The organism is Rhodococcus sp. MurmanLake-1 (genome assembly GCF_056945715.1).
In genome coordinates this window covers 429,768-441,930 of sequence record NZ_JBWZNF010000003.1, presented here as the reverse complement: position 1 = coordinate 441,930, position 12,163 = coordinate 429,768, and the positions used below count along the sequence as shown (strand labels likewise).

11 protein-coding genes are annotated in these 12,163 nt (G+C 62.9%); 7 read left to right on the top strand and 4 right to left on the bottom strand.

What is annotated here, in order from left to right; translation table 11 throughout:
- Positions 1 to 32: 32 nt before the first annotated feature.
- A complete protein-coding gene (locus AC2ETI_RS12015; protein WP_125461407.1) occupies positions 33 to 269 on the top strand; it encodes a hypothetical protein in 237 nt (78 codons plus the stop codon).
- 134 nt (positions 270 to 403) lie between these two features.
- Here AC2ETI_RS12015 and AC2ETI_RS12010 read toward each other — a convergent pair whose 3' ends face one another.
- The 3 genes from AC2ETI_RS12010 to kstD are packed head-to-tail and all read right to left on the bottom strand — an operon-like array spanning position 404 to position 4,793.
- Positions 404 to 2,167 carry a cholesterol oxidase substrate-binding domain-containing protein gene (locus AC2ETI_RS12010; protein WP_483633956.1) on the bottom strand — a complete coding sequence of 588 codons (1,764 nt, stop codon included), beginning with the start codon at positions 2,165 to 2,167 and terminating at the stop codon, positions 404 to 406.
- 54 nt (positions 2,168 to 2,221) lie between these two features.
- Positions 2,222 to 3,079 carry a MaoC/PaaZ C-terminal domain-containing protein gene (locus tag AC2ETI_RS12005; protein WP_054782293.1) on the bottom strand — a complete coding sequence of 286 codons (858 nt, stop codon included), beginning with the start codon at positions 3,077 to 3,079 and terminating at the stop codon, positions 2,222 to 2,224.
- Positions 3,069 to 4,793: a 3-oxosteroid 1-dehydrogenase gene (kstD, locus tag AC2ETI_RS12000; RefSeq protein WP_175413857.1), complete on the bottom strand. Its 1,725-nt coding sequence runs from the start codon at positions 4,791 to 4,793 to the stop codon at positions 3,069 to 3,071. Before kstD ends, AC2ETI_RS12005 begins: the two co-directional genes overlap by 11 nt.
- Positions 4,794 to 4,908: 115 nt before the next feature.
- Between kstD and AC2ETI_RS11995 the strand changes: the two genes are divergently transcribed.
- From AC2ETI_RS11995 to AC2ETI_RS11970, 6 genes are read left to right on the top strand one after another with little or no spacing between them, the layout of a single operon-like run.
- Positions 4,909 to 6,507: an FAD-binding protein gene (locus tag AC2ETI_RS11995; protein WP_483633955.1), complete on the top strand. Its 1,599-nt coding sequence runs from the start codon at positions 4,909 to 4,911 to the stop codon at positions 6,505 to 6,507.
- Positions 6,508 to 6,510: 3 nt separating this feature from the next.
- On the top strand, positions 6,511 to 7,296 hold the full coding sequence (locus AC2ETI_RS11990; RefSeq protein WP_003945480.1) for a 2-keto-4-pentenoate hydratase: 786 nt from the start codon (positions 6,511 to 6,513) through the stop codon (positions 7,294 to 7,296).
- Between the two features lie 8 nt (positions 7,297 to 7,304).
- Positions 7,305 to 8,207: an acetaldehyde dehydrogenase (acetylating) gene (locus tag AC2ETI_RS11985; protein WP_483633954.1), complete on the top strand. Its 903-nt coding sequence runs from the start codon at positions 7,305 to 7,307 to the stop codon at positions 8,205 to 8,207.
- Positions 8,204 to 9,247, top strand: a complete 1,044-nt coding sequence (gene dmpG / locus AC2ETI_RS11980) for a 4-hydroxy-2-oxovalerate aldolase (RefSeq protein ID WP_020906144.1) — start codon at positions 8,204 to 8,206, stop codon at positions 9,245 to 9,247. The genes AC2ETI_RS11985 and dmpG overlap by 4 nt, the downstream gene beginning before the upstream one ends.
- Before the next feature lie 3 nt (positions 9,248 to 9,250).
- Positions 9,251 to 10,003: an SDR family NAD(P)-dependent oxidoreductase gene (locus AC2ETI_RS11975; protein WP_483633953.1), complete on the top strand. Its 753-nt coding sequence runs from the start codon at positions 9,251 to 9,253 to the stop codon at positions 10,001 to 10,003.
- A complete protein-coding gene (locus AC2ETI_RS11970) occupies positions 10,000 to 10,488 on the top strand; it encodes a VOC family protein (protein ID WP_020906146.1) in 489 nt (162 codons plus the stop codon). Before AC2ETI_RS11975 ends, AC2ETI_RS11970 begins: the two co-directional genes overlap by 4 nt.
- Here AC2ETI_RS11970 and AC2ETI_RS11965 read toward each other — a convergent pair.
- Positions 10,475 to 12,082, bottom strand: coding sequence for an FAD-dependent monooxygenase (locus tag AC2ETI_RS11965; RefSeq protein ID WP_483634007.1), 1,608 nt, complete (start codon positions 12,080 to 12,082; stop codon positions 10,475 to 10,477). The genes AC2ETI_RS11970 and AC2ETI_RS11965 overlap by 14 nt on opposite strands.
- Positions 12,083 to 12,163 lie beyond the last annotated feature (81 nt).

The following is a 12,163-nucleotide window of genomic DNA, read 5'->3' as shown; positions in this document are numbered from 1 at the left end:
GTCATGGGAGATGAATCTGGGACAATGCTCCGATGCGAAATACCCCGAAGTCCGAGTCGTTGTTGCGCGCCCGCGCGGAGAGGGAAGAGCGCACCGGCTCCTCCGAGCATCCCGCTGGTGGCGCGTCGAACCCCGGAGAGGACTCGTCGTCGTCCGAGCCGGGGGCGCGCAGCGACAGCGCCACGATTCGGTCGGCTCGGTCCGAGCTCTCAACTCATGCCAGGGCCGTGGAAAGTATGCACGAGGCGATCCATCCTGATCGCGATTGATTCAGTTACCTGGTTGGGATGCGGGGGACTCCTTCATCCCGCTCACTGCAACGCACGACGGCCGCCGCACTCCCGAAAGTAGGGGAGTGGCGACGACCGTCGAGTTGTCAGAGTGCGTGCCTGGTGCTTGGACCTCAGGGCAGCAACTGGTCCAGGAAGGTGTTGCTGAAGACCTTGTGCGGATCCAACGCGTTGTATGCGGCGTTGGCGGTGTCCCAGTTGTCGCTCGATGGGACGCCGTCGCGGTAGGTCTGGGGGAGGCCCTGGGTGATGATCGGGGCGTCGGTGTACGGCTTGTCGGGGCCGAACGCCCAGCCTTTGGACCACTCGGGGCGGAAGGTGGCGTCGTTGTTGTTGTAGTGATTACGCATCCACTGTTCCATTTCGCGGTAGAACGCGAACATGCCGGGGGTTCCGGGGACGCCGAGGACGTTGAGCCAGATGGCGGTGTCCCATTCCGGATGGTCGGGGCGCGGGCGCATGGCCGAGATGGTGGGGGCGCCTGCCGAGTCGACCTCGACGTCCGAGGGTTGATCGAGGCCGCAGCAACGGATTTCGACGGGGCCGTTGAGGGGGAACTGTCCGATAGAGCGGTAGTACTCCATGCGGCCGTTGAACCACTGGGTGAAGTCGTGGATGACCTGGCCGATGTTGGCGCGGGAGGTGATGACGGCTCCGCCGCCCTCGGTCAGACGAAGGGTGGTGGCCCGGATGTAGAACTGGACGTCCTTGGACCATCCCCACAGGTCGTTGGAGAAGGTCGCGGCGAGTCCGGCAACGGTGGTGGCGTACATGATCTGCCCGAATGCCGGTGCGATGCCCGGGTTTCCGGAGTTGATCTGGCCGATCATGTCGGTGACCGGCTCCGGGAGGTTGTCGGAGAAGATGTAGTTGTACGGCCCGGTCACCTCACGCGAGAACGGCGGCTTGGTGGGGGCAAGTGACCACACCTTCATCCACGGGCGTTCGGTGAAGGGGTACCAGATTGCTTCTGCGCGACCGTTTTCGCGGACGAACTTCTCGAAGGTGCGTCCGGACGCTCCGCGGGCACCGAAGAGTTCCTGCCAACCGATGTCGGTGTGGCTGACGCAGCGCATGCGGTAGTTGGGAGCGGCCTGCAAGGTCACGGAGGTGAGGAAGGTGCGTCCGAGGTGAGTCAGCAGCGGCTTGATCGCTGCATCGCTACGCGCGTACGTCTCGAGCGCGTACTCACTGCCGTTCCAGACCACTGCGGTCAGGGAGGTGACGAGGTTGGAGAGTGAGCCGAAAGTCTGTCCGGGAACGTGTGCTTCGCCTTCGGCGGGGAGCGCTGCACCGTGAGCGTCGACGGCGAGGCAGCCGGCGATGGTCAACACACCGGGCGCCGGCAGGTTCGCGAACCCGAGGCCCTGTGCCTGCAGTGCGGTGGTGATGGCGTCGAGGGTCGCGCCGGGTCCTGCGGTGACGGTGGCTGGGCTGCCACCGGCGTTGACGGAGACTCCGGTGAGGTGGACCGTGGTGTCGGCGAGGATGACCTTGTCGACCGGCGCACCGTTGACGATGGTCAGCGGCGTCCAGCCGTGCATGGCACCGCGGGGACGAATGGTGTAGCCGTTGGCATGACCCCAGTTCGCGAGGCGGACTACGTCTTCGGGCGTCTTGGGTGAACAGGTCCAGATCGCGTCGAGCATGATCTCTTTGGACCAGTTCTGATATGCCTGCTGGTACAGCGCGATGCCTTCGGGGAAGGCAGGCGGCGGTGTGAGGGTGGACACGGGACCACCCGCGGAGCCGGAGGAGCCGGCGGGGACGGCGTAGGCCGGCGTCCAGCCGGCGAATGCGGTCGCTGCCACGGCGCCGGCTCCAGCGGCCATGAAACCTCGTCGGGACAGTCGGAACTTTTCGTCTTGTGCCGTCATCTTCGGGCTACTCCATCGGGTTCGAGAACTACGGTGAGTTCTAACAGGTGGGTATCAGACAAGAGTGAGAACTACGTCAGCCAGGGCAGGAGCTTCGCGCTCCAGTACGGAAGCTGAGATCAGGAGTCGCCCATTGTCTTTCCAGATCTGGATACTCAAGTTCTCGCCGGGAAATACGACCCCGGCAAAGCGGGCCCGAAATCCGGCTACCCGACTGCTGTCGCCGTCGAGCATGGTATCCACTGCGGTCTTGCAGACCATTCCGTAAGTACACAGTCCATGCAGGATAGGCGCTGGAAAGCCTGCCGCGGAGGCGAATTGCGGATCCGAGTGCAACGGATTCCGATCACCACACATCCGGTACAGCAAAGCCTGCTGTGGAAGCACAGGCGTCACCACTGTCTCATCTGCTTCGCGATCCGGAAGCGTAATCGACTCCGACGGACCACGTTCACCCCCGAAACCACCCTCGCCGCGGGCGAAAATGGACGAGCGAGCTGTCCACAGCGGGATGCCTTCGGCGTCGACCGTGACGGATTCCTGCACGATCACCGCGGCCTTGCCCTTGTCCCAGACCTCGGCGATTCGAGTTGTGGTGCGGCCACTTCCACTTGCCGGGATCGGCTGATGGACAGTGACTTCCTGGCTCCCGTGGACTACCTTCGCCAGATCGATTTCGACGCCGGGGAACGAGACCTTCGGCGCTTCGGTGGCGTGGAAGTTGGCGGCGACGGTGGCAAAGGTGGGTAGTACCTGAGGTTTTTCGTCGTCGAGGTATCGAAGCTCGTTCGGATCGAGCGGCCGAGCACCTGCCCCTAGCGCCAGGTGGTAGTGCTGCACGTCCGACGGGGTCCATGAGAACTCTTGTGGCGCAAGCTCGGCGCCGAGTGCGATCTTCGGATCAATTGGCATGGTCGACCGCCGTCTTTTCAGCTGCCGGTACCTCGGTGGTCTCGGCCTTCTTCGCACGCTCGACGATGTCGAGTACTGCCAGGTAACCGAAAGTCATTGCGGGGCCGATGGTCGCGCCTGGTCCGGCGTAGGTGTGGCCCATGACCGGAGCGCTCGCGTTGCCAGCGGCGTAGAGGCCGTCGATGACGCTTCCGTCTTCGCGTAGTGCTCGGCCGTTGACGTCGGTGCAGATACCACCCTTGGTGCCGAGGTCACCCGGAACCATCTTGATGGCGTAGAACGGAGCCTTGCTGATTTCGGCGAGGCTGGGGTTCTTCAGTCGGGGATCGCCGTAGTACGCGTCGTAACCACTGTCACCGCGTCCGAAGTCCTCGTCCTTGCCGTTGCGCGCGAAGCCGTTGAACCGGTCGACGGTTTCGGTCAGCGATGCGACGGGAAGCCCTGTCTTCTCGGCCAATTCGGCGATTGTTCCCGCCTTGACCACGATGCCGGCCTTGAGCCAGCGGCCGGGGAAGGGGGAGCGGGGAGTGATACCGGCAAACGTGTAGCGGTTGCGGTAGCGCTGATCGAGGATCATCCACGTCGGGATGTTCTCGCCGGCGCCTTCGCCCTGACCGTACTCACCGCCGTACATCGCATGGGTTGCCTCGACGTACGGAGCAGCCTCGTTGCCGAAGCGCTTGCCCGACATGTTGACCATCATGCAGCCCGGGAGGGTGCGCTCGGAGAGAGCGAACCATGGTCCGCCGGTCAGCGGAATGGACGGGCCCCACCAGGCGTCGTCCATGAAATCGACTGCAGCGCCGACTTCTTGGCCTGCGCGGATGCCGTCGCCGGTGTTTGCCTTCGCACCGACGGTCCATTCGGTGCCGATGGGTGCGCGTTGGTACTTCTCACGCATTTCCTTGTTGTGCTCGAATCCGCCGGATCCCAACACAACTCCGTGGCGAGCGCGGATGACCTGCTCTTCGCCGTCGACGATGACGTTGACGCCGCGAACTGCGCCGTCTTCGGTGTACAGGGAGGTCAGCGGGGTGTTCAGCAGGATGGGTACTCCGGCGGACTGAAGTCCGAGTCGAATACCGGCGACCAGCGCCTGGCCGCGAACCAGCAGATCCTTCTTTGTGGCCTTGGCTGCGAGGAATCGCATGCCGACCTTCATGGCGCGCAGGGGTCCGCGAGGATTGCGCATCAGCAGGTTGAGCCACTTGTAGTCGGCCTGGGTGATGACGAAGTTCTTGGGGGCCTTGACGTAGTCGGGCTCGAGGTTCTTGCGGTCGGCGCCCAACTTGTTGCCGTCGAACGGGGTGGGCTCGACACTGCGGCCACCGAGGCGTCCGCCGGGAGCTTCCGGGTAGTAGTCGGAGTAGCCGGGCACCCACTGCAGTTCGAGAGGGCTGTTCTTCAGCACGAACGAGAGCATCTCGGGACCGCGCTCGAGATAGGTGTCGATGCGTTCGGGAGCGACGACGTCGCCGATGATGCTGTGCAGGTAGGAACGTGCGGCCTCCGGGGTATCGGTGACACCGTCCGCCTGAAGTGCCTCGTTGTTGGGGATCCAGACCCCACCACCGGAACGGGCGGTCGATCCGCCGTAGTGGGCGGCTTTCTCCACGATGACCACACTCAAGCCCTGGTGGGCTGCGGTCAAGGCCGCTGTCATACCTGCGGCACCACTGCCGACGACGACGATGTCGTATTCCTGCTTGCTCATGTAGAACACGTTATAGAATGATGGGGGTGTCAGTCCATGCTTTCTGCCAGGAAGTATTTCCGGACGTTGTCATTGATAACGAAACACGTTGCAGTGGGATTGAGGATGGTGCGGTGTGACCTGGGATACTTCGGTTGACGTCCTTGTGGTCGGGTTCGGTGTGGCGGGCGCCAGTGCGGCGCTCGAAGCGGTAGCGGCCGGTTCGTCGGTTTTGGCGATCGACCGAGCACTCGGTGGTGGGGCCAGCACGATTTCCGGAGGAATCTACTACGCCGGCGGCGGCACCGTGATTCAAAAGGAAGCCGGTGTCGAGGACAGTCCCGAAGCCATGCTCGCCTACCTGAACCGCGAGGTCGGTGACGCGGTGACGCCGCAGACCCTGCGCCGGTTCGTCGACGAGAGCCCGGCGTCGATCGACTGGCTGCGCAGTCACGGCGTGCCGTTCGAAGCCTCACTCTGTCCGTACAAGACGTCGTACCCGAGCAACAAGCACTACCTCTACTACTCGGGTAGCGAATCTGCCGGCGGGTTCCGTGACATCGCAAAACCTGCTCCTCGCGGCCATCGCGCCAAGGGGCGTGGCACGTCGGGAAAGATGCTCTACGGCCCGCTCGCGAAGTCCGCGGAGGCCAAGGGCGTCCAGTTGCTCGGCCAGACGAGAGCGGACCGGCTGATCATCGAGGACGGCCGGGTGATCGGCGTCGAAGTACTGACTCTTCGTGACGCACCTGCCGGAGTTCGTCGCCGTCACGCGACGCTCGGATCTCTGTCCTCCAAGCCCGGCGTCTACGCGCCGCAGTTGCGCACGATTCTCGACGCACTCATCGCGAAGATCGAGAAGAAGCACGCTAAGCGGATTCGCGTCCAGGCACGCGGCGGCGTGATCCTCAGCGCCGGCGGCTTCGTGTCCAATCGCGAGATGATGCGCACCCATGCCCCCGCCTACAAGGGCGGTATCCCGCTCGGCACCTCCGGGGACGACGGCAAAGGCATCAACCTCGGTATCGAAGCCGGGGGAGCCACCGACAAGCTCGGCAATGTTTCCGCCTGGCGATTCATCGTCCCGCCGAGTGCTTTTCTCGGTTCCATCCTGGTGGGTGAATCCGGTGCGCGAATCGTCGACGAGTCACGTTACGGTGCCGCTCTCGGTCAGGCGATGGCAGAGAAGAGCAACGGAATCGGTTGGCTGCTGGCAGATTCCGAACTCGTTCGCGAAGCGAAATCGCAGATCAGTGACCAGTCGATGTGGTTCCAGCGGGTACAGACCACTGGCATGATGCGTACCGCAGTGCGTGGCAACACCATTGCCGAGGTCGCCCGTAAAGCGGGGATAGACGTCGCCGGCCTTCAAGCCACCGTCGACGCGCACAACTCCGCTGCCGCTGCCGGACAACCTGATCCGATGGGCAAACCGTCGGACTTCGTCAGGCCGATACTGTCTGCGCCGTTCACGATGTACGACGTCTCGATCAAGCCCAACATGATGAATCCGTGCCCGATGCTCACGCTCGGTGGATTGGTGGTCGACGAGTCGTCCGGCATGGTGAAAAACGAGGCCGGGGAGGGTATCCCTGGCCTGTATGCCGCCGGCCGTACCGCCGTCGGTATCTGTTCCAACTCGTATGTGAGCGGCTTGTCGCTCGCCGACTGCGTGTTCTCCGGACGACGAGCCGGTCAGCATGCAGCCGCATTCTCCACAGTCGGAAAGGCCTGAACGATGCTCTCGACGCAGATCCGCGGCGAACTTGCCGACCATCTTGATTCGGCGGAACGGGATCGCGCTCCGATCAGCCCGTTGATCGCCACGTATCCGGACATCGACGTCGTCGACGCCTACGAGATCCAGCTCATCAACATCAGGCGTCGTGTTGCCGGTGGCGCAAAGGTGGTCGGACACAAGGTCGGGCTCTCGTCACTGGCGATGCAGCAGATGATGGGCGTCGACGAGCCAGATTACGGTCACCTGCTCGCCGAGATGGAAGAGTTCGAGGACCGTCCGGTCGACACGTCGCGCTTCTGCTTCCCACGCGTCGAGGTGGAGGTCGCCTTCATTCTGGGAGCAGATCTGCCGGGCGCTGGGTGCACCGAACAAGACGTCATCGACGCCACTGTCGCCTATGCGCCGTCCATCGAGTTGATCGACAGCCGGATCAAGGACTGGAAGATCGGCCTCTCGGACACTATCGCGGACAACGCGTCCTCCGCCGGGTTCATTCTCGGCAAGGAACGAGTTCGCCCGTCGGACATCGACATCAAGGCGATTGATGCGGTGCTGACCTGCAACGGCGAGCGGATTGCGGAGGGGCGCAGCGATGCGGTTCTCGGTAACCCGGTCACCGCCGTCGCGTGGTTGGCGCAGAAGGTCGACACGTTCGGAGTTCGGCTCAAGGCCGGCGACATCGTTCTGCCGGGTTCGTGCACGCGAGCGATCGACGCTCATCCAGGCGACAACTTCCGAGCCGAGTTCAGCGGCCTCGGTTCCGTCTCTCTTCAGTTCACGTAGGAGTAGTCATGACCAAGGCAAGTGTGGCGATCGTCGGATCGGGAAACATCAGTACCGATCTGTTGTACAAACTGCAGCGTTCCGAGTGGCTCGAACCGCGATGGATGATCGGAATCGATCCCGAGAGTGAAGGATTGGCGCGTGCCCGCAAGATGGGACTCGAGACCTCCGCCGAGGGCGTCGACTGGTTGCTGAACCAGGCGGAGAAACCGGACCTGGTCTTCGAGGCGACGTCGGCATACGTGCACCGCGAGGCAGCACCACGCTACGAGGCCGCCGGTATCCGTGCCATCGACCTGACTCCGGCCGCGGTCGGCCCGGCTGTGGTTCCGCCCGCGAACCTGCGTGAGCACCTGGACGCACCCAACGTCAACATGATCACCTGCGGTGGGCAGGCAACCATTCCGATCGTCTACGCGGTATCGCGAGTCGTCGACGTGGCGTACGCCGAGATCGTCGCCTCCGTTGCATCGTTGTCCGCCGGCCCGGGAACTCGCGCGAACATCGACGAGTTCACCAAGACCACCAGCCGCGGTATCGAGACCATCGGTGGCGCACAGCGCGGCAAGGCGATCATCATCCTCAACCCCGCAGACCCGCCGATGATCATGCGCGACACCATCTTTTGCGCTATCCCCGAAGACGCCGATCAGGTTGCGATCACCGACTCCATTCACCGCGTCGTCAAGGACATCCAGCAGTACGTGCCTGGCTACCGGTTGCTCAACGAACCGCAGTTCGACAAACCGAGCGTCGTTTCCGGTGGCTATGCAACGGTCACCACGTTCGTCGAGGTCGAAGGCGCAGGCGATTTCCTGCCGCCGTACGCGGGCAACCTCGACATCATGACGGCAGCAGCCACCAAGGTGGGCGAGGAAATCGCCCAGAAGCTTCTGAGTGTGAAGGCATGAGCGACATGATTCATTTCGATTCGAGCTGGGACATCCGCGTCACCGACACATCGCTGCGCGACGGCTCCCACCACAAGCGTCATCAGTTCACCGTCGAAGAAGTACGAGCCATCGTCGGTGCCCTCGACGGAGCCGGAGTGCCGGTCATCGAGGTCACTCACGGCGACGGCCTCGGCGGGTCCTCCTTCAACTACGGCTTCTCGAAGACTCCCGAGCAGGAACTGATCAAAGCTGCAGTCGAGACGGCGACCAACGCGAAGATCGCCTTCCTGATGCTGCCCGGGTTGGGCATCAAGGACGACATCGTCATCGCGCAGGACAACGGTGCGTCCATCTGCCGCATCGCAACTCACTGCACCGAGGCCGACGTATCCATCCAGCATTTCGGCCTCGCGCGTGAGCGCGGACTCGAAACAGTCGGATTCCTCATGATGGCTCACTCGATTCCGCCGGAGAAGCTGGCCAAGCAGGCTCGCATCATGGCCGACGCGGGTTGCCAGTGTGTGTACGTGGTCGACTCGGCCGGCGCGCTGGTACTCGAGCAGGTATCCGATCGCGTCGAGGCGCTGGTTCAGGAACTCGGCAACGACGCTCAGGTCGGCTTCCACGGCCACGAGAACCTGGGCCTGGGCGTCGCCAATTCCATTGCGGCAGTTCGTGCGGGAGCCAAGCAGATCGACGGTAGTACCCGTCGGTTCGGTGCCGGCGCCGGCAACGCCCCGGTCGAGGCCTTCGTCGGTGTTTGCGACAAGATCGGCGTCAAGACCGGTATCGACTTCTTCGCCATCGCCGATGCAGCCGAAGATGTTGTGCGCCCGGCAATGCCGCAGGAATGCCTGCTCGATCGTCAAGCACTGATGATGGGCTACGCCGGCGTGTACTCGAGCTTCCTCAAGCATGCCGAGCGTCAGGCCGAGCGGTACGGAGTGTCGTCCGCGGAGCTGTTGGTGCGCGCAGGCAAGCGCAAGTTGGTCGGCGGCCAGGAAGATCAGTTGATCGACATCGCGCTGGAACTCCAGCGCGAAGCAGCGGCTTCCTAGGCCATGGCAGACGTACTGGCCGGAAAAGCGGCCTTGGTGACCGGCGCGTCCTCAGGGTTGGGGCGCGCCGTCACCGAGCTCCTCCACCGCAGGGGCGCACAGGTTTTCGGTATCGCCCGTGACAAGGAAAAGCTGCGGCAGTCGATGGTCGAGGTGGTCGGCACGGACGGTGAGCGTCGTTACGCAGCGACGGACGTCTCGGATTCTGCTCAGTGTGATGCGGCCGTGCAAGCGTGTGTCGACGCGCTCGGTGGTATCGACATCCTCGTCAACGTGGCGGGATCGCACTCGCTTCGTCATACGGCAGACATTGCGGATTCCGAATGGGCACATGACCTTGCGGTCAATCTGAACGGACCGTTCTTCCTTTCCCGCGCAGCACTGCCGCACTTGCTGGAACGGGGCGGCAACATCGTCAACGTCTCCTCGATCGCGGGGCTGGAAGGGCAGGCGTACTCGGCTGGATACTGCGCTGCCAAGCACGGACTCATCGGACTGACCCGAGCGATGGCGATGGAGTTCACCGGAAAGTCTCTGCGTGTCAACGCAATCTGCCCCGGCGGCATGATGACTCCTCAAGTCACCGGATTCACCTTCCCCGACGGAGTCGACTTCGATCTCGTCATGAAGGTTGCGTCGCCGCGTGGCTTGATGGAAGCCGAGGACGTTGCGAAGATGGTGGCTTTCGTGGCCTCCGACGACGCCTCGGCGATACACGGGGCCGTCTACTCGGTCGACAACGGAAAAATGGCATGAACCCGTTGGTCTCGGGACCGATCTTCCAGATCTGCTGGGTGGTCGAGGACATCGAGGCTGCCGAACAGGAGTTCACTCGGCAGTGGGGAGTGGAGCGGTGGCTGCGTATGCCAGGCATCGTCTTTGGCCCCGAGACCACAACGTATCGCGGGGAGCCCGCGGACTATGTCGTGCACGTGTCGATCGGATATGCGGGCAGCCAACAGCTCGAGCTGATCCAACCAGTATCCGGACGCAACCTGTACACGGAATTCCTGGAGACTCACGGCGTCGGAGTTCATCACATGGCTTGGGTTCCAGACGATTACGAGGCGACGTTGCTCGAGGCCGAGCGTCGCGGAATGTCGGTGGTGCAACAAGGTCGGGTAGAGGGCGCCGGCATGGAGTTCTCCTACCTCGATGCCGGGCCATTGGGTGGATACGTCGAGTTGATGAAGCTCTCACCCGAGATCCGGTTGATGTTCGCTTCGCTCATTCCTGATTGACGGCAAACACTTTCGCGAAGTAGTCGGAAACGTTCTCCGGGTGACCACGGAATCCGAGGTAGCCGTCGGGGCGAATGACCAGCGCCGCCGTACCTTCGACCCCATACGCGGCGCAGACCTGCGAGTCGTTGTCCTCGATGATCGGCACCAACGAATCGACGGTCACGGTTCCCGGTGGCACTATCGCGTAGACGTCCAACATGCGGTGCGCTGATCGAATGGCGGCGTCGGCGACCTTCTCGAGGCTGTTGATGCTCTCTGCGGATCCGTCCGAAGTCAGCAGTAACGTGTGGTCGACTCCGGACAGCAAGTCGAACAACCGAATTGGATACTGCACACCGTCTCGGCGCATCCCGCGGGCATCGGGTGCACGCTCGCCCGGTTGAACGTGTGGACTCGAAGAATCACGCCCGGTGTTCAGCGGACTCTCCGAGTAGTCGATCAACAATTGAGCCTGGCGCCGCATTGCCGTGTCGATGGAGGACTCTCCCGAACCGATTCCTTCTCGAGCATTTCGGACGGTCATCCCGACGACTTCTTCACCGACCGGCCGTCTTTCGGCGTCGTAGGTCTCGAGAAGATCTGCTGTTGCAACGCCTTTGACGGCGAGCGCTACCTTCCATGCGAGATTGTGGGCGTCCTGGATCCCGGTGTTCATGCCCTGCGCGCCAGTCGGGGGATGGATGTGCGCGGCGTCGCCGGCGACAAAAACCCGTCCGCGACCGTAAGCGTCGACGATGCGGTGGCTGATGCGGAAGACCGAGGACCATCGCAGCATCGAGGCGGTTGTCGGTTCTGGGGACAGTCTGTCGAGCACGGCCTGGATGTGATGGAGTTCAGGTGTCTTGCCGGTTGAAAAGCCGTGTTGTACAGAGGCTTTGTTCGACGATTCGTCCGGCATCAAATCGTCCGGAACGAGCATCGACATGCGGTACCGCTTGTGTCCGGGAAGCGGGATGCAGACGAGTAGGTCGTCGGTGGTTCCGTCGTCGGTGGTGTGGTTGGCGCGGACGGAGTAGCCGCTGGGTATCGACCAGTCGACCTCGACGTCGCCGAGCATGTAGCTTTCGGCAAACGCGCCGCCCTCGAAGCTCAGTCCCAACCCTTTGCGGACCACGCTGTGAGCGCCGTCGGAACCCACCAGATACTGGACATTCACGGTGCTGCCGTCGCTGAGTGTGCAGTTGACGGCGCCGTCGGATTGTTCGAATGCGGTGAGACCGACTCCGCGTTCAACGGTTGTCCCCAGCTCGGCGAGGCGCTCGGTGAGGATGCGCTCCGTCGAGTATTGGGGGAGGCAGAGAAACCAGTAAGGAACATCCTCGGGGAGCGTGAGGTCGACGCGGGCGACCTCGACGCCGTTCGTGTACATGATCTGACCGCGCATAAGTGTCGAGGCGTCGAGTGCCTGGCGGAGCACCCCCATGTTCTCGAAGAGTTCGAGAGTGCGTGGCTGAATCCCGACGGCTTTCGCGTATTGCCGCGGTTCGTCGAGGGGGTCGACTATTCGACAGGAGATGCCGCGTCTGCGCAGCTCGATCGCGGTGGTCAAACCGATCGGGCCGGCGCCCGCTACCAATACGTCGGTATCCATGAGGACCCACTCACGTCGGGGACAGTCGGTCATTTCAGTATGGGTAAGCGAACTTTCGTTTTGGGGAAATTCGCGCGAATC